The 26,051-nt window shown below is 56.6% G+C and carries 25 protein-coding genes; 22 read left to right on the top strand and 3 right to left on the bottom strand.

What is annotated here, in order from left to right:
- Positions 1–4 precede the first annotated feature (4 nt).
- From paaD to Q9R35_RS02460, 11 genes are all read left to right on the top strand, one after another.
- A complete protein-coding gene (gene paaD, locus Q9R35_RS02410) occupies positions 5–505 on the top strand; it encodes a 1,2-phenylacetyl-CoA epoxidase subunit PaaD (RefSeq protein WP_042482208.1) in 501 nt (166 codons plus the stop codon).
- A 4-nt stretch (positions 506–509) separates the two neighbouring features.
- Entirely contained in the window at positions 510–1,592 is a 1,083-nt protein-coding gene (gene paaE, locus Q9R35_RS02415; protein ID WP_042481668.1) for a 1,2-phenylacetyl-CoA epoxidase subunit PaaE, read from the top strand.
- An 83-nt stretch (positions 1,593–1,675) separates the two neighbouring features.
- Positions 1,676–3,340 carry a phenylacetic acid degradation protein PaaN gene (paaN, locus tag Q9R35_RS02420; RefSeq protein WP_311219295.1) on the top strand — a complete coding sequence of 555 codons (1,665 nt, stop codon included), beginning with the start codon at positions 1,676–1,678 and terminating at the stop codon, positions 3,338–3,340.
- Positions 3,341–3,354: 14 nt separating this feature from the next.
- Positions 3,355–4,146 (top strand): 2-(1,2-epoxy-1,2-dihydrophenyl)acetyl-CoA isomerase PaaG, encoded by a 792-nt coding sequence (gene paaG / locus Q9R35_RS02425; protein WP_042481663.1) that lies wholly within the window; start codon positions 3,355–3,357, stop codon positions 4,144–4,146.
- Positions 4,146–4,607, top strand: coding sequence for a hydroxyphenylacetyl-CoA thioesterase PaaI (paaI, locus tag Q9R35_RS02430; RefSeq protein WP_045930119.1), 462 nt, complete (start codon positions 4,146–4,148; stop codon positions 4,605–4,607). Before paaG ends, paaI begins: the two co-directional genes overlap by 1 nt.
- A gap of 73 nt (positions 4,608–4,680) precedes the next feature.
- Complete coding sequence (paaK, locus tag Q9R35_RS02435) at positions 4,681–5,994, top strand: phenylacetate--CoA ligase PaaK (RefSeq protein WP_042481657.1); 1,314 nt, start codon at positions 4,681–4,683, stop codon at positions 5,992–5,994.
- 132 nt (positions 5,995–6,126) lie between these two features.
- Positions 6,127–6,585 (top strand): holo-ACP synthase, encoded by a 459-nt coding sequence (acpS, locus tag Q9R35_RS02440; protein ID WP_086068538.1) that lies wholly within the window; start codon positions 6,127–6,129, stop codon positions 6,583–6,585.
- Positions 6,582–7,637: a beta-N-acetylhexosaminidase gene (gene nagZ, locus Q9R35_RS02445; protein WP_026482949.1), complete on the top strand. Its 1,056-nt coding sequence runs from the start codon at positions 6,582–6,584 to the stop codon at positions 7,635–7,637. Before acpS ends, nagZ begins: the two co-directional genes overlap by 4 nt.
- Positions 7,600–9,423: an excinuclease ABC subunit UvrC gene (gene uvrC / locus Q9R35_RS02450; RefSeq protein WP_026482948.1), complete on the top strand. Its 1,824-nt coding sequence runs from the start codon at positions 7,600–7,602 to the stop codon at positions 9,421–9,423. Before nagZ ends, uvrC begins: the two co-directional genes overlap by 38 nt.
- A 39-nt stretch (positions 9,424–9,462) precedes the next feature.
- On the top strand, positions 9,463–10,035 hold the full coding sequence (gene pgsA / locus Q9R35_RS02455) for a CDP-diacylglycerol--glycerol-3-phosphate 3-phosphatidyltransferase (protein WP_026482947.1): 573 nt from the start codon (positions 9,463–9,465) through the stop codon (positions 10,033–10,035).
- Between the two features lie 5 nt (positions 10,036–10,040).
- Positions 10,041–11,291 carry an MFS transporter gene (locus Q9R35_RS02460; protein ID WP_109088357.1) on the top strand — a complete coding sequence of 417 codons (1,251 nt, stop codon included), beginning with the start codon at positions 10,041–10,043 and terminating at the stop codon, positions 11,289–11,291.
- Between the two features lie 180 nt (positions 11,292–11,471).
- Here the strand turns inward: Q9R35_RS02460 and queF are convergent, their stop codons facing one another.
- Entirely contained in the window at positions 11,472–12,299 is an 828-nt protein-coding gene (gene queF / locus Q9R35_RS02465) for an NADPH-dependent 7-cyano-7-deazaguanine reductase QueF (protein ID WP_311219296.1), read from the bottom strand.
- A gap of 308 nt (positions 12,300–12,607) precedes the next feature.
- Between queF and aceA the strand changes: the two genes are divergently transcribed.
- The 10 genes from aceA (at position 12,608) to Q9R35_RS02515 (ending at position 21,167) form a co-directional block, all read left to right on the top strand.
- On the top strand, positions 12,608–13,915 hold the full coding sequence (gene aceA, locus Q9R35_RS02470) for an isocitrate lyase (RefSeq protein WP_009455950.1): 1,308 nt from the start codon (positions 12,608–12,610) through the stop codon (positions 13,913–13,915).
- Between the two features lie 587 nt (positions 13,916–14,502).
- Positions 14,503–15,471 (top strand): hypothetical protein, encoded by a 969-nt coding sequence (locus tag Q9R35_RS02475; RefSeq protein WP_063690683.1) that lies wholly within the window; start codon positions 14,503–14,505, stop codon positions 15,469–15,471.
- A gap of 1 nt (position 15,472) precedes the next feature.
- A complete protein-coding gene (gene ccoS / locus Q9R35_RS02480; protein ID WP_042481642.1) occupies positions 15,473–15,658 on the top strand; it encodes a cbb3-type cytochrome oxidase assembly protein CcoS in 186 nt (61 codons plus the stop codon).
- 183 nt (positions 15,659–15,841) lie between these two features.
- Positions 15,842–17,329: a cytochrome-c oxidase, cbb3-type subunit I gene (ccoN, locus tag Q9R35_RS02485; RefSeq protein ID WP_021446465.1), complete on the top strand. Its 1,488-nt coding sequence runs from the start codon at positions 15,842–15,844 to the stop codon at positions 17,327–17,329.
- Between the two features lie 10 nt (positions 17,330–17,339).
- On the top strand, positions 17,340–17,999 hold the full coding sequence (gene ccoO / locus Q9R35_RS02490; protein WP_042481640.1) for a cytochrome-c oxidase, cbb3-type subunit II: 660 nt from the start codon (positions 17,340–17,342) through the stop codon (positions 17,997–17,999).
- Entirely contained in the window at positions 18,000–18,173 is a 174-nt protein-coding gene (locus Q9R35_RS02495; RefSeq protein ID WP_009455945.1) for a CcoQ/FixQ family Cbb3-type cytochrome c oxidase assembly chaperone, read from the top strand. It begins immediately after the preceding gene.
- The gene (gene ccoP, locus Q9R35_RS02500; RefSeq protein WP_035272722.1) at positions 18,170–19,087 is read left to right on the top strand and encodes a cytochrome-c oxidase, cbb3-type subunit III; all 918 of its coding nucleotides are present in this window, start codon (positions 18,170–18,172) and stop codon (positions 19,085–19,087) included. Before Q9R35_RS02495 ends, ccoP begins: the two co-directional genes overlap by 4 nt.
- A gap of 37 nt (positions 19,088–19,124) precedes the next feature.
- Complete coding sequence (gene ccoG / locus Q9R35_RS02505; protein ID WP_045930115.1) at positions 19,125–20,624, top strand: cytochrome c oxidase accessory protein CcoG; 1,500 nt, start codon at positions 19,125–19,127, stop codon at positions 20,622–20,624.
- 18 nt (positions 20,625–20,642) lie between these two features.
- Complete coding sequence (locus Q9R35_RS02510; RefSeq protein WP_042481634.1) at positions 20,643–20,846, top strand: FixH family protein; 204 nt, start codon at positions 20,643–20,645, stop codon at positions 20,844–20,846.
- Positions 20,847–20,912: 66 nt separating this feature from the next.
- On the top strand, positions 20,913–21,167 hold the full coding sequence (locus tag Q9R35_RS02515; RefSeq protein WP_042482206.1) for a hypothetical protein: 255 nt from the start codon (positions 20,913–20,915) through the stop codon (positions 21,165–21,167).
- A 138-nt stretch (positions 21,168–21,305) separates the two neighbouring features.
- Here the strand turns inward: Q9R35_RS02515 and Q9R35_RS02520 are convergent, their stop codons facing one another.
- Positions 21,306–22,034 (bottom strand): helix-turn-helix domain-containing protein, encoded by a 729-nt coding sequence (locus tag Q9R35_RS02520; RefSeq protein WP_009455938.1) that lies wholly within the window; start codon positions 22,032–22,034, stop codon positions 21,306–21,308.
- A 324-nt stretch (positions 22,035–22,358) separates the two neighbouring features.
- Between Q9R35_RS02520 and clpB the strand changes: the two genes are divergently transcribed.
- The gene (gene clpB, locus Q9R35_RS02525) at positions 22,359–24,950 is read left to right on the top strand and encodes an ATP-dependent chaperone ClpB (RefSeq protein WP_009455937.1); all 2,592 of its coding nucleotides are present in this window, start codon (positions 22,359–22,361) and stop codon (positions 24,948–24,950) included.
- A 320-nt stretch (positions 24,951–25,270) separates the two neighbouring features.
- Here the strand turns inward: clpB and Q9R35_RS02530 are convergent, their stop codons facing one another.
- Complete coding sequence (locus Q9R35_RS02530) at positions 25,271–25,969, bottom strand: epoxyqueuosine reductase QueH (protein ID WP_311219297.1); 699 nt, start codon at positions 25,967–25,969, stop codon at positions 25,271–25,273.
- Between the last annotated feature and the right edge of the window lie 82 nt (positions 25,970–26,051).

Raw genomic sequence — 26,051 nt, forward strand, 5'->3', positions numbered from 1 at the left:
CGCCATGACACAGACCTGGAGCACCGAGCAGGTCATGCAAGTATTGGCCACGGTTCCAGATCCGGAGATCCCCGTGATCTCCTTGCTGGACCTGGGCATTGTGCGTGACGTGAGTTGGGAGCAGGGCGTGTGTGTGGTCACCATCACACCGACCTACTCCGGTTGTCCGGCGATGTACGAGATGAGCCACTCGATTGAACAGGCCTTGCAACAGGCCGGTATCGAGCAGGTTCGGGTGGATACGAAGTTGTCACCGGCCTGGACGACCGATTGGATGAGCGAGCAGGGCAAGCTGGCCTTGCGCGACTACGGTATCGCTCCTCCGGCCCAAAGTGCGGTTGATATTTCTGGTTTGCTGCGTCAGCCCGAGGCGCCCGTGGTGGCCTGTCCTCAATGCGGCTCCACGCATACACGGGTGATCAGCCAGTTTGGCTCCACACCCTGTAAAGCGCTGTATCGCTGCATCAGCTGCGGTGAACCATTCGATTACTTTAAGGCGCATTAGTCCTATGAGTCAGTTTTATTCTCTTCCTGTGGCCTCGGTCTCCCGCAGCACCCGCGACGCCGTGGTGGTGGCCTTTACCGTGCCCGACGATTTGCAGGATGTGTTTCAGTTCCGCCCCGGTCAGTACCTGACCTTGCGCACCCATCTGGACGGCCAGGAACTGCGCCGCTCCTACTCGATCTGTGCAGCGCCGCACGACCGTTTGCTGCGCGTGGCGATCAAGCGCGTCAATGATGGTGCATTTTCTACCTGGGCCAACAGCCACCTGGAAGCCGGTGCTTCCCTGGAAGTGATGCCGCCGGATGGCAACTTCACCGTGGACTTTGATCCCAGCCAGGCTCATCGTTACGCTGCCTTTGCGGTCGGTAGCGGTATTACCCCGATTCTGTCGCTGGTGAAAACCGCGCTGGATACCGAGCCCAAGTCGACCTTCACGCTGTTTTTCGGTAACCGCGCGTCCTCGGCCATCATGTTCCGCGAAGAGATCGAGGACCTGAAAAACACCTATATGGAACGTTTCTCCATCGTGTATATCATGAGCCGGGAAACGCAGGATATTGACCTCTTTAACGGTCGTCTGGACGGCGAGAAAGTGCGTCAGCTGATGCAGCAATGGTTCGATCCCGCCAGCGTGGATGTGGCCTTTGTCTGCGGTCCTCAGGACATGAGCGAGCAGGTGGTTGCTGCCTTGCAGGAAAATGGCCTGGAAAAATCCCAGATCAAGTTCGAGCTGTTCGGTGCTCCCAAAGGCCCACGTGCCTTGCGTACGGGCGAAGAGTCGCGCAAGGCTCCGGGCAAGGAAGAGTGCGAGCTGACCGTGATTCAGGATGGCATTACCCGCAATCTGACCATCAGCAAGAACAACAGCAGTATTTTGGACGCGGCGCTGGAGCAAGGGCTGGAATTGCCTTACTCCTGTAAAGGTGGGGTTTGTTCCACCTGCCGTTGCAAAGTGGTAGAGGGCGAAGTGGATATGGACGCCAACTTTGCACTGGAAGATTACGAAGTCGCCCGCGGTTTCGTGCTCAGTTGCCAAAGCTTTCCGGTTACCGACCGGGTGGTGATTGACTTCGATCAGGAAACCTAAGACCGCAGCAAAATAGCGGTTTTTCAAGAATCTGGACGCCAGCTTCGCAGCTTGGCGTCCTACTAGTTTCAGGAGCACATTGTATGGCAGCAGATTTTTTCAAGACGCATCAGGCAACGCTGGATCAGGCTCTGAGCAGCATTCTGGAGCGCAACTTCTGGAGCGCTTACCCTGAGAATCCCAGCCCGCGCGCCTACGGTGAAACTGCGGCTCAGGAGGGTCAGGCTGCTTTTGAAGCCTACCGCGGCAAAGCCTTTCCTTTGACGCTGGAAGGCGCACAAGGTGAGGTGGGCAATGAGCAATCGCCTTTTGGTTTTGATCTGGGCATTCGTTATCCCAAAGTGCCTGTGGATCAACTGCTGGCCCAGTCGCAACTGGCGCTGGACAGCTGGCGTGACGCTGGCCCGCAAGCCTGGGTTGGTATCTGCCTGGAAATCCTGCATCGCTTGAACCAGCGCAGCTTTGAGATTGCGCACGCTGTGCAGCACACCACGGGTCAAGGTTTCATGATGGCCTTCCAGGCCGGTGGCCCTCACGCTCAGGAGCGTGCGCTGGAAGCCGTGGCCTATGCCTGGCAGGAAATGTCCCGTATTCCCGGTCTGGTCGATTGGATCAAGCCCCAGGGCAAGCATGATCCTATCCAGATGAAGAAGCAGTTCAAAGTGGTGCCCCGTGGCATTGGTCTGGTGATTGGTTGCTCCACCTTCCCGACCTGGAACGGTTACCCAGGCCTGTTTGCTTCCCTGGCAACCGGTAACACCGTGATTGTGAAGCCGCATCCTGGCGCGATTCTGCCTTTGGCCATTACCGTTGCTGTCGCCCGCGAAGTGCTGGCCGAAGCGGGTTTCAATCCTAATGTGGTCTTGCTGGCCGCTCATGAGCCATCGGAAGATACCGCTCAGCAACTGGCACTGAACAAGGCCGTCAAGCTGATCGACTTTACCGGCAGCAGTCAAAACGGTAACTGGCTGGAAGAAAATGCCCGCCACGCTTTGGTTTACACCGAAAAAGCCGGTGTGAACCAGGTCATTATTGATTCGGTTGAAGATTTCAAGGCCGTTGCCCGCAACCTGGCTTTCTCTTTTGCACTGTACTCCGGCCAGATGTGTACCGCTCCTCAGAACATCTACGTGCCTCGCGACGGTATCCGTACTGCCGATGGTGTGATGAGCTTTGACGAAGTGGCGCAAGGTCTGGCACAAGCCGTGCAAAAGCTGGTGTCCGATCCGGCCCGCGCCGTTGAAATTACCGGCGCCGTGCAAAACGAAGCTTGCGCACAGCGTATTGATCAGGCTCGCCAGCTGGGCATGCCTGTCCTGGCTGATAGCCAGACGCTGGAGCACCCCGCATTCCCCGGTGCCCGCGTACGCACACCGCTGGTCTTGCAGGCCCGTGTGGACCAGCCCGAGATCCAGCAAGAATGGTTTGGCCCCATCGTGTTTGTGGTGCAAACCGATTCGACCGAGCAAAGCATTGAAGTGGCAGGTCGCAACGTGATCGAATACGGTGCACTGACCTTGTCGGCTTACAGCACTGATGATGCTGTGACTGCCAAGATCCAGCGCATGGCCGAGCGTTCCGGCGTGTCCCTGTCCCTGAACCTGACCGGCGCTGTGTTCATCAACCAGACCGCAGCCTACAGCGACTTCCACGGCACGGGTGCCAACCCGGCCGCTAACGCATCCCTGTCGGATTCGGCCTATGTCGCTAACCGTTTCCGTGTCGTTCAGACTCGCTGGCATTTCTAAAGGAGGGTGGCCAGGTGACTGACCAAAGTATTCAATTTCAACTGGAAAATGGCGTAGCACGCATTACCTTGAATCGTCCCGACAAGCTCAACAGCTTTACGGCCGATATGCACGGTGAGCTGGCTCAGGCCCTGGATAAGGTGGAACAGTGCGCAGATCTGCGCGTGCTGATTCTGACCGGTAATGGCCGTGGCTTTTGTGCCGGCCAGGACTTGTCCGAGCGCCAGATGAGCGCCGGTGATGCACCCGTGGATCTGGGTGGCACCATCGAAAAGTACTACGCACCGCTGGTGCGTCGCCTGCGCGCGCTGGCGGCCCCTGTGGTGGTGGGTGTCAACGGTGTGGCTGCCGGTGCCGGTGCCAACCTGGCTCTGGCCGGTGACATCGTGATCGCCACCCGCTCGGCCAGCTTCATCCAGCCTTTCTGCCGCTTGGGCCTCTTGCCCGATACCGGCGGTACCTTCTTCTTGCCGCGTCTGGTGGGTACAGCACGCGCCATGGGTCTGTCTTTGCTGGGCGATAAGCTCTCGGCCGAGCAGGCCGCTCAGTGGGGCCTGATCTGGGAATGTGTGGATGACGACGCGTTCCAGGCTCGCCTGAACGAGCTGGCCGCCCATTTTGCCCAGGCACCCACCAAAGGTCTGGCCTATGCCAAGAAAGCGATTTATGCCAGTGATGCCCATTCGCTTGATCAACAGTTGGATCTGGAACGCGACTTGATGCGTGAACTGGGTGCATCCGAGGATTATCGCGAGGGTGTTAATGCATTCCTGGGCAAACGTGCCCCCCAATTTAAAGGAAAGTAATGCAAAGCAACGCACTTGCTGTTGAAGACCCACAAGCGCTGGCCCAACAGGTCAGCGAGCATATGTATGGCAATGACCAGGCCTCTCAGGGCCTGGGCCTGAGCCTGGACAGCGTGGCACCGGGTGCGGCCAATATGAGCATGACGGTGCGCGCCGACATGCTCAACGGCCACAAGACCTGTCACGGTGGTTTCATTTTTGCCTTGGCCGACAGCACATTTGCGTTTGCCTGCAATTCTCGCAATGCACCGACCGTTGCGTCCGGCTGCACCATCGATTACCTGGCACCTGCCTTTGAAGGGGATGTTCTGACGGCTCGCGCCGTCGAGGCTTCCCTGGCAGGCCGCACGGGTGTGTATGACATCGAGGTGGTCAACCAGAACGACAAGCGCATTGCTTTGTTCCGTGGGCGCTCGTACCGGCTAAATGGCACGGTATTGGGCGGGATTGAAAAAAAATAACTTTTGACGATACATACCCTGTAGACCCGGGGGGGTCGGTAGTACCACACCAGCGGCAGGGCAGGAGTACACCATGACAGCAATTAAAGAACAGGTTGGCCGCGATGCCATCGAGCATGCAAGTGTTGACGAAATCCGTAACGTGCAACTGGAACGTCTGAAATGGACGTTAAAGCATGCTTACGACAATGTGCCGCATTACCGGCAGAAATTTGATGAAGCGGGCGTGCACCCCGACGATTTGAAGCAGTTGTCGGATATTTCCAAGTTTCCCTTCACGACCAAGCAGGACCTGCGTGACAACTATCCCTTCAAGATGTTTGCGGTTCCCCGCGAACAGGTAGCACGCGTTCACGCGTCCAGCGGCACGACGGGCAAGCCTACCGTGGTTGGCTATACCGCCAAGGACATTTCCACCTGGGCAGACTTGTTTGCCCGTTCCATGTGGGCGGCCGGTGCCCGTCCTGGTGACATTGCCCACGTGGCTTACGGCTACGGCCTGTTCACTGGCGGTCTGGGGGCGCACTACGGTGCCGAGCGTCTGGGTTGTACCGTAGTTCCCATGTCCGGTGGTCAGACTGAAAAACAAGTTCAGCTGATTCAGGATTTCCGTCCCGACGTGATTCTGGTTACCCCCTCGTACTTCTGCAATATCGTGGAAGAGATCGAGCGTCAGGGCATGGACCCCCGCGATACCTCCTTGCGTATCGGTATTTTTGGTGCCGAGCCCTGGACAGGCCAGATGCGTCTGGATATTGAGCAGCGCGCTGGCATCGACGCCGTGGACATCTACGGTCTGTCCGAAGTGATGGGCCCGGGCGTGGCCATGGAGTGTGTGGAAAGCAAGGACGGCCCAGTGGTATGGGAAGACCATTTCTACCCCGAAATCATCAACCCTGAAACCGGCGAGCCTGTGGCCGAGGGTGAAAGCGGCGAACTGGTCTTTACCTCGCTGAGCAAGGAAGCCATGCCCGTCATTCGCTACCGTACTCGCGACCTGACACAACTGTTGCCGCCCACTTCGCGCAGCATGCGCCGCATTGGCAAGATCACTGGCCGCAGCGACGATATGCTGATTGTGCGTGGTGTGAACCTGTTCCCGACCCAGGTCGAAGAACTGGTTCTGAAAATGCCGGAGCTGGCTGCCCAGTACCAACTGGTTCTGAGCCGTAACGGCAATATGGACGAGCTGGAAATTCTGGTGGAAGTGCGTGCCGAGTTCAATCATTTGAATGAAGCCCAGCGCGAGCAACTGGCTCGTCGTTTGACTCACTCCATCAAGACCTTTATTGGCGTTAGCGCACGTATCCGAGTGCAGTCCTCCGGCATGGTCGAGCGTACCGTGACCGGCAAGGCCAAACGGGTGATCGACAAGCGCGCGTTCTAAGTCGGCTTGCTTGAAGTCGAAAAAAACGGCTCTGCTCTGGCAGGGCCGTTTTTGTATTCTGCGCTCTCACGGTATCATTGCAAGCTGGTAGGCGGCCCAGGCCGTTTTCGCTGTATTTTTTCTGATGACATCATGCCCCCAATACCGTCCGGTTTGATTGCCGGCATCGGCACCGACCTGATCCGTATCGAGCGGATCGAGCGCGCCTTGGCTCGTCATGGTGATCGCTTTGTAAAGCGCATCCTGGGCGAGCAGGAGCGGGAAGTTTATGCTCGCCGTCAGGCACGCGACCCGGTGCGCGGCCTGCGTTATCTGGCCACGCGTTTCGCGGCCAAGGAAGCCTTTTCCAAAGCGGTGGGGCTGGGCATGCGCATGCCCATGGCCTGGTCGCGCATGCAAACCCTGAATGCGCCTGGCGGCCGCCCGATGGTGCGCCTGTCCGCGGATCTGCAAAGCTGGTTTGACGCCCGCTTCGGGGCTGTTCATATTTCCCTGACTGATGAATCCGATATGGCCATGGCCTTTGTAGTGCTGGAAGCCAAAGCGCCTGCCATTCCTTCCTTATCCTTAGCTGAGTCTGACATTAAATGAGTTCTTCCTCGCAAGCAGTACTGCCTCCGGGCCCGGTCATGGTGGACGTGCAGGGCATGGTCCTGACGGATCAGGAGCGCGAGCGCCTGCGTCATCCGCTGGTCGGTGGCGTGATCCTGTTCAGCCGCAACTTTGAAAACCGTGCTCAGCTGACCGCCCTGTGCCAGTCCATTCACGACGCGCGTGATGAGCCCTTGCTGATCGCCGTGGACCACGAGGGTGGCCGGGTGCAGCGTTTCCGCGAGGATGGCTTTACCACGCTGCCCGCCATGAGCCAGTTGGGTCAATTGTGGACGCGCGATGCCGTCAAGGCCGCTGCGGTGGCCGCCGATACGGGCTATGTGCTGGCGGCCGAGCTGCGCGCTTGCGGCGTGGACATGAGCTTTACGCCGGTACTGGATCTGGACTGGGGTGTCAGCAAGGTCATTGGTGATCGTTCCTTCCACCGTAATCCTCGCGCCGTCTCCATGTTGGCCGCTGGCTTGATCCGTGGTTTGAACAAGGCCGGTATGGCTGCCTGCGGCAAGCATTTTCCCGGTCATGGCGGCGTAGAGGCGGATTCGCACCACGAGATTCCCGTGGACGACCGTACGCTGGAAGAGATTCTGGACGAGGATGCTGCCCCTTACGGCTGGCTGGGCACCTTGCAGCTGCCCTCCGTCATGCCTGCTCACGTGATCTATTCCAAAGTAGACCCGCTGCCAGCCGGCTTCTCGCCATACTGGATTCAGCGTGTGCTGCGCAAGGCCCTGGCCTATGATGGCGTGATCTTCTCCGACGACCTGACCATGGAAGGCGCCACCGTAGTGGGCGATATCCTGGCACGTGCTCAGGCCGCCTTGGGGGCCGGTTGCGACATGGTGCTGGTATGCAATCGTCCTGATCTGGCCGACGACTTGCTCTCGCGCCTGGATTTCACGATTTCCGAAGAATCGCAAAACCGCATTCGTCGTCTGATGCCCACCACGCCAGCCTTGGATTGGGACGCTTTGCAAGCGGATGAACACTATCAATATGCCCGCGGACTTCAATCTAAAATCCTATCTGTCTGATTTGCCGAATCTGCCGGGCGTGTACCGGCACATCGACGAACAGGGCGAGGTACTGTATGTGGGCAAGGCGCGTGATCTCAAGCGCCGTGTCAGCTCGTACTTCCAGAAAACGCTGAGCAGTCCCCGTATTGCCCATATGGTGGCGCGCGTCGCGCGCATCGAGGTCACCGTCACCCGCAGCGAGGCCGAGGCCTTGCTGCTGGAAAACAACCTCATCAAGCGTCTGCGACCGCGCTACAACATTCTTTTCCGGGACGACAAGTCCTACCCCTACCTGATGATCAGCGCCCACCAGGCGCCTCGTATTGCCTACTACCGGGGCAGTACCAGCGGAAAGGGGCATTTCTTCGGTCCTTATCCCAACTCCTGGGCGGTGCGTGAAACCATTCAGATCCTGCAGCGGGTGTTCCGTTTGCGGACCTGTGAGGACAGTGTCTACGCCAATCGTAGCCGCCCCTGTTTGCTGCATCAGATCGGGCGCTGTTCGGCACCCTGTGTGAACCTGATCTCGCCCGAGCAGTATCAACTGGATGTGCAGCGCGCCATCAGCTTTCTGGACGGCAATACCTCTGAAATCCTGGGCGAGCTGCAAGAGCGCATGATGCAGGCCTCGGACTCGCTGGATTTCGAGCAGGCAGCGATTTTGCGCGACCAGATGAAAGCCTTGTCCGCCGTACTGCAACAGCAAAGCATGGAGCAGGTGGGCAAGGAAGATGTGGACATTATTGTGGTGCTGAACGCCGGTGGTAAGTTCTGTGTGAACCTGGCCATGGTGCGCGGTGGCCGTCACCTGGGCGACCGCGCGTTCTTCCCCACACAAATCAACGATGACACTCCCAGTGATGTGCTGGCGGCATTTATCGCCCAGCACTATCTGGAGCGCCGCATGCCGCCGGTTCTGGTCTGTTCGCACGCTTTGCCCGATGCGGACCTGATGCCGCTGCTGGCCGAGCAAACTGGCGTGAAGGCGCGCGTTGTGGTGCGTCCGCAAGGGGTGCGCAAGATCTGGCTGGAGCAGGCTACCAAGAATGCCGGCCTGGCACTGGCCCGAGTATTGAGCGAATCTACCGCCCGTGCCGATCGAACCCGAGCCCTGGCTGAAGCGCTGCAGCTGGACCTGGATGAGGCCCAGCTCGATACCCTGCACATTGAATGTTTCGATATCAGCCATACGGCAGGGGAGGCCACTCAAGCCTCCTGTGTGGTTTATAAACACCACGAGATGCAGAATTCGCTTTATCGCCGCTACAACATTGCAGGCATCACGCCGGGTGACGATTATGCGGCCATGCGCCAGGTGCTGAACCGACGTTTCTCGCGGGTTGCCGAAGGTTTGGCACCTTTGCCCGACATTGTTTTGATTGATGGCGGCAAGGGCCAGGTGGAGATCGCGCGCCAGGTTTTTGTAGAACTGGGCCTGGATATTCATGTTCTGGTCGGCGTTGCCAAGGGTGAAAAGCGTAAAGTAGGTCTGGAAACTCTGGTGTTTGCCGATGATCGCCCGCCTGTGGCGTTGGGTGTGGAGTCTGCGGCCTTGATGCTGGTCGCTCAGGTGCGTGATGAAGCGCACCGTTTTGCCATTACGGGCATGCGTGCCCAACGTGCCAAAACGCGCAATGTGTCACGCCTGGAAGATATTGACGGGATTGGCGCCAAACGGCGTCAGCGTCTGCTGGCTCGCTTTGGTGGTTTCAGCGGGGTCGCCGATGCAAGTATTGATGAGCTTAGTGCGGTTGATGGAATATCCACTGAACTGGCCGAACGCATTTATCATGCTTTACGATAGGCGAGAGCCTTTGTTTTAAATTAGGTTGGTATCCAAGCTATGCCTTTTAATCTGCCCATAGCCCTGACGTGGCTTCGCATCGTTCTGATCCCCTTGATCGTCGCCCTGTTTTATCTGCCAGCGGATTGGCTGAGCATGGAAACACGCGATCTGTGGGCCGCTTCGGTGTTTATCGTGGCCGCCGCTACGGACTGGTTTGACGGCTGGCTGGCTCGTCGCTGGAACCAGACGTCCTCCTTCGGCGCCTTTCTGGACCCGGTTGCGGACAAGCTCATGGTCAGCGCTGCCTTGCTGGTCTTGCTGGATCTGGGCCGTGTGGATGCCTTTATCGCGCTGATTATTATTGGCCGCGAAATCACCATTTCGGCATTGCGGGAATGGATGGCCAAGATTGGTGCCAGTGGTAGTGTGGCTGTTCACCGCTTGGGTAAATTCAAAACTGCGGCGCAAATGGTTGCCATTCCTTGTCTGCTGTACTGGTCGCCTGTTATGGGCTTGCCGACACGGATCATTGGGCAAGCCCTGATTATTGTCGCCGCAGTCCTGACGGTCTGGTCCATGTGCTACTACTTGCAAAAGGCCTGGCCGGAAATCAAGAAAAAGCAACTCTAAGACAAATGGCTAATTCATCAACAAGGACGCTGGACGGGGCGGGGCCCGACGGTTCGCAGGACTGGCGGGTTATTGGTGTCATCGGTATTGCACACGCCAGTTCGCACTTCTTTCAGCTGATTCTGCCCACACTGTATATCTCCCTGGGCCAGGAATTCGGTTACGACTTCCTGACCTTGGGCGGTCTGGTAACCACCTTTTATCTGGTGTCCTGTTTTGGGCAGGCTTCTTCCGGTTTTCTGGTTGACCGCATCGGCGCCTTGCCGGTCCTGAAGGTGGGCCTGTCCTGTTTTGTGGTAGCGGCCTTGCTGATCGGTACGGCCAATGGCTATGGTATGTTGCTGGCGGCGGCCTTGATCGGTGGCGTGGGCAATGCCGTGTTTCATCCGGTGGATTATTCCATCCTGAATCACCGTGTCAGCCCGGCTCGTTTGGGTCACGCTTTTAGCGCACACGGTTTGACGGGGAATCTGGGCTGGGCCTTGACGCCGGTCTTTATCACCACGCTGACCATCTATTTCAACTGGCGCGTTGCTGTACTCTCGGCGGCAGCCTTGATTGCGGCCATTCTGGTGCTGGTTCTGATGAACCGGGATGCCTTGGCAGGGCGCACGGCCTCGGGAGCAGCGCCTGCGCGTCCGCAGGCCAAGGAGTCGGTCTGGACGACCTTGTCTACCTTGCTGTCGCGTCCCTCCTTGTGGGGTGCCTTCCTGTTCTTCGCCTTTGCGACGGCAGCCATGGCGGTGGTGCAGAACTACACCATCCCCATGCTGCACAACACTTATGGCATTGATAAGGTGACGGCGGGTACGGCCTTGTCCGGCTTCATGCTGGCTTCGGCCGCGGGCATGTTTGTAGGCGGCTTCATTGCTTCCACCACACCACGCTCTGAAGTCATTGTGTTTGTGTCTCTATGCGTATCCGGGGCTTTGCTGCTGGTGCTGGGCGCGGGCTGGGTCATGCCGTCACTGGCCTTGTTTGTGGTGGGGGCGGCTGGTTTCTGCTCGGGCATTGCCTCGCCGTCGCGGGACATGCTGATACGCCGTGTCACCCCCAAAGGGTCTACCGGCGCGGTATACGGCCTGGTGTATTCGGGCATGGATGTAGGTTCTTCTCTGGCGCCAGTTGGCTTTGGTTTGCTGCTGGACGTGGGTTTGACCCAGGCTCCCTGGTACGGCGCCGCCATCGGGTATTGGACTGCGGCTGGCCTGGCGGTGTATGTGGCTTCTACCGTAAGCCGTGCGGCCAAATCCTGATTGGCTTGAAGCTATTCATGGCTACTTGGAAAGCCCTAAAAGAGAACCCCAAAAACCTGTCAAGTTTTTGGGGTTTTTTCTTGCCCTGGCTGCATCTTGCTGCGGGGCTTAGCACCTTGAATCCAGAAAGGCGTATTGGCCCTCCTGGTTCAAACATCTCTAGCTGGCTTTATATAGAGATCACTGACGCGCCAGTCGAGGTTCGTCCACGCTATCCGCGTGGCTGCTGCGCCAGGGATTGATGTCCAGGCCACCGCGGCGGGTATAACGCGCGTACACCAGCAAACGCTCAGGCTGGCAGCTTTGTAAAATATCGCTGTACAGGCGCTCTACACAATGCTCATGGAACTCGGTGTGACGGCGCAGCGAAACGATATAGCGTAGCAAGGAAGCAGGATCAATCTGCGGGCCGGTGTACCGCACTTGCACGCTGCCCCAGTCGGGCTGGCCGGTGACAGGGCAATTGGACTTGAGCAAATCGGATACCAGGGACTCGGTCACAATGGGGGCATTCGGGAGGCATTTCAGCAAACCACTTTGTGGCGTGTAGTCCTGAATGCTGATGTCCAGCTCATCAATGCAGTGGCCTTCCAGCTGGCTGATGGGCTGACCGTTCAAGGCGCCAAGCGGAATCAGCGTCACATTGACGGCAGCACCGGCAACCGCGCTCAAGTCGTGCTCCATGCGCTGCACAAGACTGGCCATATCTTCCACCACTTCATCATTGAACGAGTTCAGATAAAGCTTGAAGGACTTGGATTCAATGATGCGTGGACTATTCCAGGGAATGACAAAGCGTGCCAGGGCGACAACGGGCTTTCCTTTGGGATTGAGCCAGGAGATTTCGTAACCGTTCCAGATATCGGCACCATGCCATTGCTCGGGAACTTGGAGCGCCTGGCGGTTCAGGGAGCGCTCAATGCCAAACAGGACGCTGGGATCGTACTGTGTGGGATAAACCACATCGTGCCCAAGAGGCGAGCCTTTTAGAGGGGAGGTGTTGCTCATTGGCGGGTACAGCAGAAATAAAACAGGAAACCGGTGCAGCGAGCAGGCGCTCACCGGGCGGCATAAAGACGATTATCCCACATTGTGAAATCCTTGTCTCAGTATGCAAAAAATGGCTGTCGCGTCGCACAGTTTTTCATTTCACAAACAGGTAATTCATTTCATATCTCGAAATTATTTATCTATCTATTTGATATTAAACAGAAAAATAATTACTCTTATATAAGATAGAAAACATGGTTGCGGTGCAGCATTTGGGTAGACTGTAGTCATCTTGTTCACTGTTCAATCCATCTTAGGAGTCCATCATGAATGCTCGAGAAACTGAGATCCGCAATTTGCAAAAACGCTGGGCAGAAGATCCACGCTGGCAAGGTATCAAGCGTGGTTACACCGCTGAGGAAGTGATTCGTTTGCGTGGTTCTCTGGTCGAGGAGCACACTCTGGCTCGCCGTGGCGCTGAGCGTCTGTGGCAGTCCATCAATCAGGAACCCTTTGTGAATGCACTGGGCGCCCTGACGGGTAACCAGGCCATGCAACAGGTCAAGGCTGGTTTGAAAGCAATTTACCTGTCGGGTTGGCAAGTGGCTGGCGATGCCAACAGCGCCGGCGAAATGTACCCTGACCAATCGCTGTACCCCGTTAACTCGGTGCCTTCCGTGGTGCGTCGCATCAACAACTCCCTGGCCCGCTGTGATCAGATCCAGTGGATGGAAGGGGTGAACCCAGGCGACGAAGGCTACGTGGATTACTTCGCTCCTATCGTGGCCGACGCGGAAGCCGGTTTCGGTGGCGTACTGAACGCATTTGAACTGATGAAAGCCATGATTGTGGCGGGCGCTGCTGGCGTTCACTTCGAGGACCAGCTGGCTTCGGCCAAGAAGTGTGGTCACTTGGGTGGCAAGGTGCTGGTGCCCACTCGTGAAGCCATCTCCAAGCTGGTGGCTGCTCGTTTGGCCGCTGACGTGCTGGACGTTCCCACGATCTTGGTTGCTCGTACCGATGCAGACGCAGCGGACCTGATCACTAGCGATGTGGACGAGTACGATCGCCCCTTCATTCTGGATGAGCGTACGGTTGAAGGTTTCTACCGCACCCGTGCCGGTCTGGATCAAGCCATTGCTCGTGGTCTGGCCTACGCTCCTTACGCCGACCTGGTCTGGTGCGAAACCTCCACGCCGGATCTGGAGTACGCTCGCCGCTTTGCCGAAGCCATCCACCGTCAGTTCCCTGGCAAGCTGTTGTCCTACAACTGCTCGCCATCGTTCAACTGGAAGAAGAACCTGGACGACGCCACCATTGCCAAGTTCCAGCGCGAACTCGGTGCCATGGGCTACAAGTTCCAGTTCATTACCCTGGCTGGTTTCCACGCACTGAACTACGGCATGTTCGAACTGGCTCACGGCTACGCCCGCAACCAGATGAGCGCTTTTGTTCAACTGCAGGAAAAAGAGTTCGCCGCTGCACCACTGGGCTTTACCGCGGTGAAACACCAGCGCGAAGTGGGTACAGGCTACTTTGACGCTGTCACCCAGACAGTTGAAGCCGGTAAGTCCTCGACAACCGCACTGGCCGGTTCGACCGAAGCCGAGCAGTTTGCGCCCTCCGAGGCATAAGCAGGACAGGGAAGGGTAGATAGCCCCTTCTCTGGTTGCAGGCAGCCCACCGTACGCTCCAGTCGGTGGGCTGCTTTTTGTTTGCGCGCTGGTTTTTGCTTAAAAGCTACATATTTCAAATATCAAATTTGAAGGCTTGATATTTGATGGCAATGGCTTTGAACAGGGTTTGGAAGTACCGAGAACGAGGGCAGAAAACGGGCCTGAGAAGGCTTGCAAGGCGGGTGGCAAGCTCTGCATGTTTTTGAATTCAGGATGGACGTTTTCGTGAATTGATTTGCATTCACGCAGTTACGTCATTTCGTCATGAAAAGTCTTGATAATCAAGCCATTCTCATAGAGACAAGGCGTGGTAGACTTTGGCCGCGCATGGAGCAGATGGCCAGTGCAATGGAGTTGTCCTGCCTTGCGTTTGGGAATAAAAAAAAGGCTGCCAATGAGCAGCCTTGAAAGCATTGAACAGTTAGCGCCGTGTTGGGGGGGTAACGGCCTGAACAAGATGCATAAGGACAACGATATAGGATCGAAGCAAAGTCGTATTGATTTAAATCAAGAATGAAGAAATATCAGTGGCTTATAGTCCTTCCATGCGCGCATATTCGATTTTTTCTCTTCCAAAGCCTCTCACTGATGAGCAGCGGTCGCGTCGGCGACACACATTAGCCCGTTTGGGTCTGTCCTGGCTGGCTGCCATGCAGGTGATGATGTTTGCTTTCCCCGGTTATATGCGCTCTTTCAGCACTCGCGCTGAAGACATCGAATCCCTTTCGCAAGTCATTGTGCTCATGAACTGGGCAGGCCTGTGCCTGACCATGCCGGTTGTTCTGTACTGTGCCTGGCCCATTTTGAAGGGCGCGCTCAAAAGCCTGTCCGAAGGGCGTGTTGGCATGGATGTGCCCGTGGCGCTGGGTATTGTGGGTGCCTTCCTGCCCAGCGTCTACAACACCTGGACCCAGCAGGGCGAGGTGTATTACGACTCGGTCACGATGTTCGTGGCTTTCTTGCTGACCGCCCGTTACTTGGAGCTTTGTGCGCGCCAGTCGGTTACGCAATCCGCCTCCCATGATCTGATCGAACGCTTTCGTCAGTCCGTGACGGGTCATTCCAATACGCTGGCGTTCTGGTTTGTCAGCATCCAGCTGGTGCTGGCTGCTGCCTTTGGCCTGGTCTGGTACTGGATAGACCCCTTGCATGTTGTTCCCGTGGTGGTTGCCATGCTGGTCATGAGCTGCCCCTGTGCCATGTCCATGTCGGTTCCTTCAGCCGTCGCCTCGGCGCATGCAGGCTTGCTGGCCAGACCTGCGAAAAATGAATTTGAAGTTGTACAACTGACCCAGCAAACCGGCCGCATCGCTCGTCAAAACCTGTACGGTTCGATCGTCTGGCACTTGCTCATGACTCCTTTGGCGGCCTTGGGCATTGTGGCCCCCTGGCTGGCCGCCGTCAGCATGCTGGTGTCCTCTTTGGCCGTGGCGGCCAACTCCTGGCGCATCTATCGCAGCCGCACCCGCGAGGTGCCGGCTCAATGGACCGGTCCAGCAGCAAGGCAGGGCTGATATGTTTGGCTCTTTGCTGGTCCTGATCCCCATCTCCATTTTTCTGGTCATTGTCATCGGCGTCTCTTTCTGGTGGGCGATTTTTGCCGGTCAGTTTGAAGATACGGGCAATGCGGCGGACTCCATCTTGCTGGACGACGACTCCACAGTGGGTCTGTCGGGAGCAAAGCGTCCACCCGATTCCTGATACCTGCCAATTTTGTTTTTTAGCCCTGCAAATGGTCGGCGACACACAGTCTGCGGGGCGGAAACACGCGCGAGCGCGTGCTTTCCGAAGTTTTTTGATAAGCATCAAGTAGCGGATTACCGACTTGCTGGATGATGTAGCTTGTTGTCGCTTGTATTAACAATGTTTGTTTAGGGGAAGCAAATGGGCACTTCCGATGCAGTCGGAAATAACGCCGAAGTCTTCAATTACGGGATTGTGAGGCAGTTCGCCATCATGACCGTATTTTGGGGCGTCATCGGCATGGCAATAGGCCTTTTTATTGCCTTGCAGTTGATTTGGCCAGAACTCAATTTCGACACACCGTGGCTTAGTTTTGGACGTCTGCGTCCACTGCATACGAACGCTGTGATTTTTGCCTTTGGTGGCACCGGCTTGTTCGCGACATCCTACTATGTCGTGCAGCGTACCTGTCAGGCCCGTTTGTTCTGCGACAAGCTGGCCGCCTTCACCTTTTGGGGTTGGCAGGCCGTGCTGGTGGCAGCTGTCATTACCCTGCCTATGGGTTACACCAGCTCCAAAGAGTACGCCGAACTGGAATGGCCCATTGACATCCTGATCACGCTGGTCTGGGTGGCTTACGCCATTGTGTTCTTTGGCACGATCGTCAAGCGCCGTGTGCGTCACATCTATGTGGCCAACTGGTTCTTTGGCTCGTACATCGTCACGATCGCTGTACTGCACATTTTCAACAACCTGGAACTGCCCGTCAGCTTCATGAAGTCCTACTCGGCCTACGCCGGTGTGCAGGACGCCATGGTGCAGTGGTGGTACGGCCATAACGCCGTGGGCTTTTTCCTGACCACGTCCTTCCTGGGCATGATGTACTACTTCATCCCCAAACAGGCCAACCGTCCCATCTACTCCTACCGCTTGTCCATCGTCCACTTCTGGGCGCTGGGCTTTACGTACATGTGGGCAGGTCCTCACCACTTGCTGTACACCTCCTTGCCAGACTGGACCCAGTCCTTGGGCATGACTTTCTCCCTGATTCTGCTGGCTCCCTCCTGGGGTGGCATGATCAACGGCATCATGACCCTGTCGGGTGCCTGGCACAAGCTGCGTACTGACGCGATCCTGAAGTTCATGGTTGTGGCCCTGTCCTTCTACGGCATGTCCACCTTTGAAGGCTCCATGATGGCTATCCGCACGGTGAACGCGCTGTCGCACTACACCGACTGGACCATTGGTCACGTGCACTCCGGTGCGCTGGGCTGGGTTGCCATGATTACCTTCGGTTCCCTGTACTACCTGATCCCACGTCTGTACGGTCGTACTGAAATGGCTCGTCCTCGTCTGATCGATCTGCACTTCTGGCTGGCTACCCTGGGCGTGGTGCTGTATATCGCCGCGATGTGGATTGCCGGTGTGATGCAAGGTCTGATGTGGCGTGCTACCGGTGTTGACGGCACCTTGACCTACAGCTTTGTGGAAGTTGTGAAGGCGACTTACCCCTTCTACGCAATCCGTGCTCTGGGCGGCGCCTTCTTTGTGGCCGGTATCTTGCTGATGTCCTGGAACGTGTTCCTGACCATCCGTGCAGGCGAGAAAGGCATCAACCCTGTTGTGCCCCTCAAGAACCCAGACGCCCGCGATCCAGCCCTGGTGGGTCCCACCCCTGTGCTGGCCTAAGGAGTAAATCATGGCTAATGACACTAAAAAGCGCTTTTCACACGCCACGATCGAGAAAAATACCGGGTTGTTGATCATCCTGAGCATCTTGGTGATCTCTTTCGCAGGTCTGGTTCAGATTGTGCCCTTGTTCTTTCAACACTCGACGACCCAGCCAACTGAAGGCATCGAGCCGTACGAGCCCTTGCGACTGATGGGGCGTGACATCTACATCCGTGAAGGTTGTGTGGGCTGTCACTCGCAGCAGATTCGTATGTTGCAGTCCGAAGTGCAGCGTTATGGTCCTTACTCGCTGGCTGGGGAGTCTGTCTATGACTACCCCTTCCTGTGGGGTTCGAAGCGTACGGGTCCTGACCTGGCCCGTGTGGGTCAGCGCTACAGCGACGAATGGCACCGCATTCACCTGCGCAACCCACGTAACGTGGTGAAAGAGTCCAATATGCCCGCCTACCCATGGCTGCAGAAAAACTCGGTCGAAGGTGAAAACATTCAGGATCGCATGAAGGTGTTGCGTACGCTGGGTGTGCCGTACACGCAGGAACAAATTGATGCTGCTCCAGGGGAGCTGGTGGGCAAGACCGAAGAAGATGCCGTGGTTGCCTATCTGCAAGGCTTGGGTGTAGCCAGTCGCGACGCAGCTGCTAGGGCTGTGGAGCAGGGGAGCCACTAAATGCTAGCCATCATCAACGGTGTTATGACTGCTTTGGCGATGGCGACCTTCCTTGGCATTTGCTGGTGGGCGTTCTCTCGGGGACGCCGCCAGGCCAACGAAGAAGCCGCGCTTCTGCCTTTCGCCTTGCCCGACGAGGGATGCAACGATAAAAACCCTGGGGGTTCCGAATGAGTGACTTTTTTAATAATGGCTGGAGCCTCTGGATTTCCGGCATCGCCTTGCTAGGCATCATATTTTGTTTGTGGCTGTTGTTTACCCAGCGTGCATTTCTGGGCAAGACGGTCGATGTGGAAGAAACCGGCCACGTCTGGGATGGTGACCTGACCGAGCTGAACACGCCGGTGCCTCGCTGGTGGACCGTGATGTACATCGGTTTGTGTGTGTTTGCCTTGGGTTACCTGGTGCTGTACCCCGGCCTGGGCAGTTTCAAGGGCACATTGGGTTTTAGTTCCGGCCAACAGGTCAAGCAGCAACAGGCCGAGATCAATGCTCGCCTGGAGCCTGTGTACGCCCGTTACCGCGAAATGCCTATCGAAGAGATCGCTCGCGATCAGGAAGCTCGCGAAATTGGTCAGCGCCTGTTTCTGAACAACTGCGCCCAGTGTCACGGCTCCGATGCACAAGGTGCACCCAGCTTCCCTAACCTGGCCAACAAAGCCTGGTTGTGGGGTGGCGAGCCCGAGCAGATTCTGCACACCATTACCGAAGGCCGTACCGGGATGATGCCGCCACAAGCGCAATTCACCCCCGCTCAAGCCTCCGATGTGGCTCAGTATGTGCGTTCCTTGTCCGGCCTGGCTGCAGATCCTCTGCGTCTGGTTGCGGGTAAACGTGTCTATGACAGTGCGTGTTTTGCCTGTCACGGTGCGGATGCCAAGGGCAACACGCTGTTGGGCGCTCCTGACCTGACTGACGATTACTGGCTGTATGGCAGCTCCGAAGCCACTATCGTTCAGACTGTCCTGCAGGGTCGTACCAACCAGATGCCGGCACAGAAAGCCACTCTGACTCCTGAGCAGATTCGTTTGCTGGCAGGTTGGGTCTGGGGCTTGTCGAACAATGCCGAGCCTGCCCAGGCTAACTAGTGTGTTTTAAATTGATCTGACGCCTTCAGGACTTGCAATGAGTAGTGATTCTTCCCAACCCGGCGCTGATAACGCGCAGGGAACCGTGCCTAAGTGGCAACCTCCACGTAACACCAAGGGAGCGGGTGGAACCTCTCCGCAAGTCGAGAAGGCGCTGGTCGATGTACGCAGCAAAATCTATCCACGATCCGTCAAGGGCGTGTTCGCCCGCTGGCGGATCTGGATGGTGTATTTCACGCAGATCATCTTCTATGGTCTGCCCTGGCTGGAATGGCACGGTCGTCAGGCGGTGCTGTTTGACCTGCTGGAACGCAAGTTCTACATCTTTGGCATGATTTTGTGGCCCCAGGACGTTATCTACCTGACGGTGCTGCTCCTGATATCTGCCTTCTCATTATTCCTTTTCACCGCCATGGCCGGCCGCTTGTTCTGTGGCTACGCCTGTCCGCAGACGGTCTATACCGAGATCTTCATGTGGGTCGAGCGCAAGGTGGAAGGGGACCGTCTGGCGCGTATCCGCTTGGATGAACAAGCCTGGAACGCCCGCAAATTACGTCTCAAGGCAACCAAACACTTCCTGTGGATCGTGATTGCTTTGTGGACCGGCTTTACCTTTATTGGCTACTTCGCCCCGATCCGTGAACTGGGGGGCGAGCTGATCGCCTTGTCCCTGGGCCCTTGGCAGTGGTTCTGGCTCTTGTTCTATGCCTTTGCCACCTGGGGTAACGCCGGTTTCATGCGCGAAGCCGTCTGTAAGTACATGTGCCCCTACGCTCGTTTCCAAAGTGCCATGGTGGACAGCGATACCTTTGTGGTGACCTACGACTTTGTGCGTGGTGAGACCCGCGGTGGTCGATCTCGCAAGATTGACCACAAAGAAGCCGGCATGGGCGACTGTGTGGACTGCAGCCTCTGTGTTCAGGTCTGTCCGACCGGTATTGATATTCGCGATGGCCTGCAATACATGTGTATTGGCTGTGGCGCCTGTGTGGACGTCTGTGACCAGGTCATGGACAAGATGGGCTACGAAAAGGGCCTGATCCGCTACACCTCGGAGCGCGCCATTAAGGAGCGCATGACGCAGCCCCAGGTGCGACGTCGAATGCTGCGCCCGCGCGTGCTGTCTTATATCCTGATTCTGGCCGTCATTTGTGGTGCCTTCGTCTATACCTTGGCGACACGTACACCGATGCGGGTAGACGTGATCCGTGACCGTGGCGCACTGGGGCGTGAAGTGCCCGGCGGCATGATTGAAAACGTGTTCCGTCTGCAAGTCATCAATACCTCGGAAGAGGCCATGGAGCTGCAGTTGTCCGTCACCGGTCTGGAAGGCGCGCGCATTCATTTGACCGAGAACGGCCAGGATCACATTCATGTGGCGCCTGCTGGCAATCGATTGCTGCCGGTCGTGGTGCAAGTCCCAATTAGTAGTGCCAAGCCGGGCCTGTATGATATTTCCATCCAGGCGATCGGCGAGCATGAAGGGGGCCGCAAGACCTACGTGAATGAACGCAGTAGTTTCTACATTCCTCAGTAACTTTATAAAGAGCAAAACATGGACGAATCAAAGGACAGTGGACCCTGGTGGCGTGAACCGTGGCCCTGGTTGTTGATGGCCGGCCCGGCTCTGGCTATCGTGGGCTGCGCCATCACTATTGTGCTGGCGTTCCAGAACTTCAGTAATCAGGGAGTGACAGACGGCGGCGTCAAGCAGGGCCTGGTCGTCACCAAAGGCGAGCCTGCTCGAGAGCAGCACTGAAAGTAGTTGATACACCGTTACGCTAGGGTTGAGAGAAGTATGTTTCCGTTCAAGAAGGGGGTACGAATGACCATCCGATCGTTGATGTGGATACTGTGGCCTTCATTCCTGGTCGCTGGGGTGCTAAGTGCAATTGTGTTTGCCTTGGTGGACCCGTTGGACATCGTTGTACTTGGACATATGCAAGTGGATCGACTGACCTTTTATACGGTGGCGTTTTTTCTGTTCTGGGTAGCCGCATCGGTGGCTTGTACGCTTAGCCTGTATATGTCGTCTGGTTCACCAGCGGCATTGGCTGAACCGGCAGATAGTCTGGACTGATTCGGACAAGCGCTAAAAGAGAAAAGCACATGCAAATTGCATGTGCTTTTTTTTGTGCGTAGTGGGTGTCCAGGAGCGGTGCAGCAGGTCGTAGCGCGTTCAGCAAGCTATTTGAGGCCTAGGCAAGGGCCAGGAGCTTTAATCGCACTCCGTGCCTGCCAGCGTGCGCAGGGCGGCCAGGTCCAGCAAGTGGACTTCGCGCTGGGAGATTTTCAGCAGACCTTCGCGCGCAAAACGCGAGAACAGGCGGCTGACCGTTTCCAGTGTCAGGCCCAGGAAGTTGCCGATTTCTTCGCGGCTCATGCGCAGAATGAATTCGTAAGGGGAGTAGCCAAGCAGCGACAGGCGCTGGGACAGGTTCAGCAAGAAGGCAGCCAGGCGTTGCTCGGAACGCAGTCCGGCCAACGTCATCATCAACTGATGGGCGCGGTTGATTTCCTTGCTCATCAAGCGACGGAACTGCTGTTGCAAGATAGGCAACTGGGCCGACAGACGGTCCAGATCATCGAGGCGGATCACACAGACCTCGCTGTCTTCCAGGGCGATGGCGTGGGAGACATGGCGATTTTCAACCAGGCTATCCATGCCCAGGATTTCTCCTGGTAATAAAAAGCCCGTAATCTGGATGTGGCCGGTGGAATCTTCCAGCTGCATCTTGATCGAACCAGAGCGCAGGCCATAGATTCCCTCGACTGAGTCGGCCAGTCGAAACAGCACGCCGCCCTTGGGGATGCGGATGCGCTCCTTGACTAATTCGTCCAACCGCTCCATTTCATGCTTAGGCATCCCAAGAGGTAGACACACCTCATTGAGCATACAGCTGGAGCAGCGTATGGAGTCAGCGGTAACCGAGATACGTTTTTGCATAAGGAATAATGTCAGATGGCGAAACGCTAAATCTTTGAGTCAAATCAAGTGTAATTGTAGCTTTTTATTGGTTGGTATTCCCGCTAATCCTTAATATGTTTAGTTCTTAAGGCTCGCCCCATGCGGGAAATGGCTGCTCATGCCGGGTACAGCGTGGTCAGACTGCTCTTGCCAAGTTGTTGTTTAAAAGCGATCCAAACACTTGAATACTTGGTTTTTGTCCTTATCTTCAATTCATCCTGTTATTTGTTGCGAGATCTGGGCGAGCAGTATTTAGTAACTGTTTGCTTTAGCTTATCGCATATTTTCTCAAGTGAAAATTCTATGCGAATCGATAAATTGACAACGAAGTTTCAACAGGCTCTAGCCGATGCGCAGAGCCTGGCTGTTCGCGAAGACAACCCCTATCTGGAACCTGCCCACGTGCTGGTCGCCTTGCTGGCTGATGCTGACTCTGGCACAGGCAGCTTGCTGGCTCGTGCGGGCGTTGCCATTCCCCGTCTGGAAAACGAGCTCAACCGCCTGATCTCCAATCTGCCCAAGGTACAAGGGGCGGAAGGTCAGCAGCAGCTCAGCTCGGCTCTGCAAGCCGCCTTGGCCAAAACCGACAAGGAAGCCGCTCAGCGCGGTGACACCTATATCGCCAGCGAATTGTTCCTGCTGGCCCTGGCCGACGACAAGGGTGAAACGGGTCGTGCGCTGCGCGATGCCGGTTTGCAGCGTCGTGCGCTGGAAGCCGCCATTGAAGCCGTACGCGGTGGTGCCAATGTGAATGACGCCGAAGGTGATAGCAACCGTGAGGCGCTGGACAAATACACCACAGACCTGACCGAGCGTGCCCGTCTGGGCAAGCTGGACCCGGTGATTGGCCGTGACGACGAAATTCGCCGCACGATCCAGATTCTGCAGCGTCGCACCAAGAACAACCCTGTGCTCATTGGTGAGCCCGGGGTGGGTAAGACCGCCATTGTGGAAGGTCTGGCGCAGCGTATCGTGAACAACGAAGTGCCTGAAACCCTGAAGGGCAAGCGTGTTCTGGTGCTGGACCTGGCGGCTTTGCTGGCCGGTGCCAAGTATCGCGGTGAGTTTGAAGAGCGTTTGAAAGCTGTCTTGAAAGAGCTGTCCAAGGACGATGGCAAAACCATTGTCTTTATTGACGAGCTGCACACCATGGTGGGCGCCGGCAAGGCCGAAGGCGCCATGGATGCGGGCAATATGCTCAAACCCGCCTTGTCGCGCGGCGAGTTGCACTGTATCGGTGCCACCACGCTGAACGAGTACCGTCAGTACATCGAGAAGGATGCCGCTCTGGAGCGTCGTTTCCAGAAGGTGCTGGTGAACGAGCCGGATATGGAGTCCACGATTGCGATTCTGCGCGGTTTGCAGGAGCGCTACGAGCTGCACCACGGTGTGGCGATTACCGACCCGGCCATTGTGGCCGCGGCCGAGCTGTCGCAGCGTTACATTACGGACCGCTTCCTGCCCGATAAGGCCATTGACCTGATCGACGAGGCTGCTGCCCGTATCCGTATGGAGATCGACTCCAAGCCCGAGGTCATGGACAAGCTGGATCGCCGCATCATTCAGTTGAAGATCGAGCGTGAAGCTGTCATCAAGGACACGGACGAGGCCTCTCAGCGTCGTTTGCAGGCCATCAATGACGAGATGGAAAAACTGCAGCGCGAGTACAACGACTATGAAGAGATCTGGAAAGCCGAAAAAGCGGCGGTTCAGGGCTCGCAAGTTGTTAAAGAGGAAATTGAGAAGGTTCGTGCCGAAATGGCCGAGCTGCAACGCAAGGGTCAGTTCGACAAGTTGGCTGAGCTGCAATACGGCAAGCTGCCCGAACTGGAAGAGCGCCTGAAAGCGGCTGAAGCCAATATGGACAAGGCTGATCAGGACAAGCCTCGCTTGCTGCGTACGCAGGTTGGTGCCGAGGAAATCGCGGAAGTGGTTTCGCGTGCAACCGGTATTCCTGTGTCCAAGATGATGCAGGGCGAGCGTGAAAAGCTCTTGCAGATGGAAGACTACCTGCACAAGCGTGTGGTCGGCCAAGGTGAAGCAGTACGTTTGGTGTCGGATGCCATCCGTCGCTCGCGTGCGGGTCTGTCTGATCCGTCCCGCCCATATGGTTCCTTCCTGTTCCTGGGGCCAACTGGCGTGGGCAAGACCGAGCTGACCAAGGCATTGGCCAACTTCCTCTTTGACTCCGAGGATCACATGATTCGTATCGACATGAGCGAGTTCATGGAGAAACACTCGGTGGCCCGCTTGATCGGGGCGCCTCCCGGCTACGTGGGCTATGAAGAGGGCGGTTACCTGACCGAGGCCGTGCGTCGCAAACCTTATTCGGTGATTTTGCTGGACGAGGTAGAGAAAGCACACCCCGACGTCTTTAACGTGCTCTTGCAGGTGCTGGACGATGGTCGTTTGACCGATGGCCAGGGCCGTACGGTGGATTTCCGCAACACGGTGATCATCATGACTTCGAACCTGGGTTCGCAGCATATTCAGCGTTTGTCGGGTGAGCCTTACGATGTGATCAAGGAAGTGGTGTGGGAAGAAGTGAAACAGCATTTCCGCCCCGAGTTCCTGAACCGTATCGACGAAGTGGTGGTGTTCCACGGTCTGGAAGCAGAACACATCGAGTCCATTGCTCGTATCCAGCTTGAACGTCTGGATCAGCGTCTGGCCCAGCGTGATATGCATCTGGAAGTCAGCGAGGCTGCTTTGGCGCAGTTGGCCAAGGCTGGGTTTGACCCAGTGTTTGGTGCACGTCCGTTGAAACGTGCTATCCAGCAGCACATTGAGAACCCGGTGGCACGTCTGATTCTGGAAGGCCGCTTTGGTCCTAAAGATGTGGTGCCTGTGGACTGGAAGGACGGCGAGTTTACGTTCACCCGTAGTATCCAGTAATCAGCAGGCTCTGATTTCTGCTGTGCTGGTGAGCGTTGAGCAGTCGAGCTGACCAGCACATGCAGTAAACCGTAGTTGAAACAGCAGTAAAAAAGCGCCTTGGGAAACCAAGGCGCTTTTTCTTTGGCTCTACGGAATGTTTCAAGCCCGGGTTGCTTTCCCTCTGATCTGAGCCACCCGCTTGGGTTTTGGCAAAGAGAAAGCTATTCAGAATCCTGGTGGAGCTTATCGATGCACTGCTCGTATAAGGGGCAGCTGTCAAGCAGAGGCTGTTTCAGCCAGGCGTGCTGAGTCCGTCAGGATGAACGGTCAGGCTTTGCTTAGGCGTTCTCGTGTGCCGGAGTCGGAGGCGGTGTCAGGTCCAGTTCATCCTTGCCGTAGAACTTCACACCGATCTCGACACGAGGGCGGCCTTGCGAACGGCGGTGGCGGTTGGTGTCCCGCAGCGAGTACACGCAACCGCAGTATTCCTGCTGATAGAAATTCTCGCGTTTGCTGATTTCCAGCATGCGTTGCGAGCCGCCACCTTTGCGCCAGTTGTAGGTCCAGTACTTCATCTCCGGATAACGGGCGGCGGCGCGCTCGCCACAGTCGTTGATCTGGTTCATGTCTTTCCAGCGCGAGATACCCAGCACGCTGGAGATGATGTCGTAGCCATTTTCATGGGCGTAGAGGGCCGTGCGCTCAAAGCGCATGTCAAAGCAGACCGTGCAGCGCTCGCCACGCTCGGGAGCGTGTTCCAGGCCGCGTACACGTTCAAACCAGTTATCTACGTCGTAGTCAGCGTCAATGAACTCGATGCCGTGCTGTTCGGCAAAGCGGATGTTTTCCTGCTTGCGCAGTTCGTACTCGCGTACAGGATGGATATTGGGGTTGTAGAAAAAAACGGTGTATTCAATCCCCGAGGCGTGCAAGGCCTCCATCACCTCGCCCGAACAGGGGGCGCAGCAGGAGTGCAGCAGCAATTTCTCGCGCTTCTCCGGCATGGTTAAAACTGGACGATTGAGCTGAGTGGACATGAATCTGAATCCGAGTAAAAAGGCGTCCCGAGTCGGTCGCACAATAAATCAATGCGACTATTGTAGATTCTTGGCAAAGTTT

Source organism: Alcaligenes sp. AB3, assembly GCF_031844565.1.
GTDB lineage: Bacteria > Pseudomonadota > Gammaproteobacteria > Burkholderiales > Burkholderiaceae_B > Alcaligenes > Alcaligenes faecalis.

Excerpts from the sequence above, each read along its gene's own strand:
- paaD (WP_042482208.1), top strand. The coding sequence starts at position 5 with ATGACACAGACCTGGAGCACCGAGCAGGTCATGCAAGTATTGGCCACG.
- paaE (WP_042481668.1), top strand. The coding sequence starts at position 510 with ATGAGTCAGTTTTATTCTCTTCCTGTGGCCTCGGTCTCCCGCAGCACC.
- paaN (WP_311219295.1), top strand. The coding sequence starts at position 1,676 with ATGGCAGCAGATTTTTTCAAGACGCATCAGGCAACGCTGGATCAGGCT.
- paaI (WP_045930119.1), top strand. The coding sequence starts at position 4,146 with ATGCAAAGCAACGCACTTGCTGTTGAAGACCCACAAGCGCTGGCCCAA.
- paaK (WP_042481657.1), top strand. The coding sequence starts at position 4,681 with ATGACAGCAATTAAAGAACAGGTTGGCCGCGATGCCATCGAGCATGCA.
- acpS (WP_086068538.1), top strand. The coding sequence starts at position 6,127 with ATGCCCCCAATACCGTCCGGTTTGATTGCCGGCATCGGCACCGACCTG.
- nagZ (WP_026482949.1), top strand. The coding sequence starts at position 6,582 with ATGAGTTCTTCCTCGCAAGCAGTACTGCCTCCGGGCCCGGTCATGGTG.
- uvrC (WP_026482948.1), top strand. The coding sequence starts at position 7,600 with ATGCCCGCGGACTTCAATCTAAAATCCTATCTGTCTGATTTGCCGAAT.
- pgsA (WP_026482947.1), top strand. The coding sequence starts at position 9,463 with ATGCCTTTTAATCTGCCCATAGCCCTGACGTGGCTTCGCATCGTTCTG.
- Q9R35_RS02460 (WP_109088357.1), top strand. The coding sequence starts at position 10,041 with ATGGCTAATTCATCAACAAGGACGCTGGACGGGGCGGGGCCCGACGGT.
- queF (WP_311219296.1), bottom strand. The coding sequence starts at position 12,299 with ATGAGCAACACCTCCCCTCTAAAAGGCTCGCCTCTTGGGCACGATGTG.
- aceA (WP_009455950.1), top strand. The coding sequence starts at position 12,608 with ATGAATGCTCGAGAAACTGAGATCCGCAATTTGCAAAAACGCTGGGCA.
- Q9R35_RS02475 (WP_063690683.1), top strand. The coding sequence starts at position 14,503 with ATGCGCGCATATTCGATTTTTTCTCTTCCAAAGCCTCTCACTGATGAG.
- ccoS (WP_042481642.1), top strand. The coding sequence starts at position 15,473 with ATGTTTGGCTCTTTGCTGGTCCTGATCCCCATCTCCATTTTTCTGGTC.
- ccoN (WP_021446465.1), top strand. The coding sequence starts at position 15,842 with ATGGGCACTTCCGATGCAGTCGGAAATAACGCCGAAGTCTTCAATTAC.
- ccoO (WP_042481640.1), top strand. The coding sequence starts at position 17,340 with ATGGCTAATGACACTAAAAAGCGCTTTTCACACGCCACGATCGAGAAA.
- Q9R35_RS02495 (WP_009455945.1), top strand. The coding sequence starts at position 18,000 with ATGCTAGCCATCATCAACGGTGTTATGACTGCTTTGGCGATGGCGACC.
- ccoP (WP_035272722.1), top strand. The coding sequence starts at position 18,170 with ATGAGTGACTTTTTTAATAATGGCTGGAGCCTCTGGATTTCCGGCATC.
- ccoG (WP_045930115.1), top strand. The coding sequence starts at position 19,125 with ATGAGTAGTGATTCTTCCCAACCCGGCGCTGATAACGCGCAGGGAACC.
- Q9R35_RS02510 (WP_042481634.1), top strand. The coding sequence starts at position 20,643 with ATGGACGAATCAAAGGACAGTGGACCCTGGTGGCGTGAACCGTGGCCC.
- Q9R35_RS02515 (WP_042482206.1), top strand. The coding sequence starts at position 20,913 with ATGACCATCCGATCGTTGATGTGGATACTGTGGCCTTCATTCCTGGTC.
- Q9R35_RS02520 (WP_009455938.1), bottom strand. The coding sequence starts at position 22,034 with ATGCAAAAACGTATCTCGGTTACCGCTGACTCCATACGCTGCTCCAGC.
- clpB (WP_009455937.1), top strand. The coding sequence starts at position 22,359 with ATGCGAATCGATAAATTGACAACGAAGTTTCAACAGGCTCTAGCCGAT.
- Q9R35_RS02530 (WP_311219297.1), bottom strand. The coding sequence starts at position 25,969 with ATGTCCACTCAGCTCAATCGTCCAGTTTTAACCATGCCGGAGAAGCGC.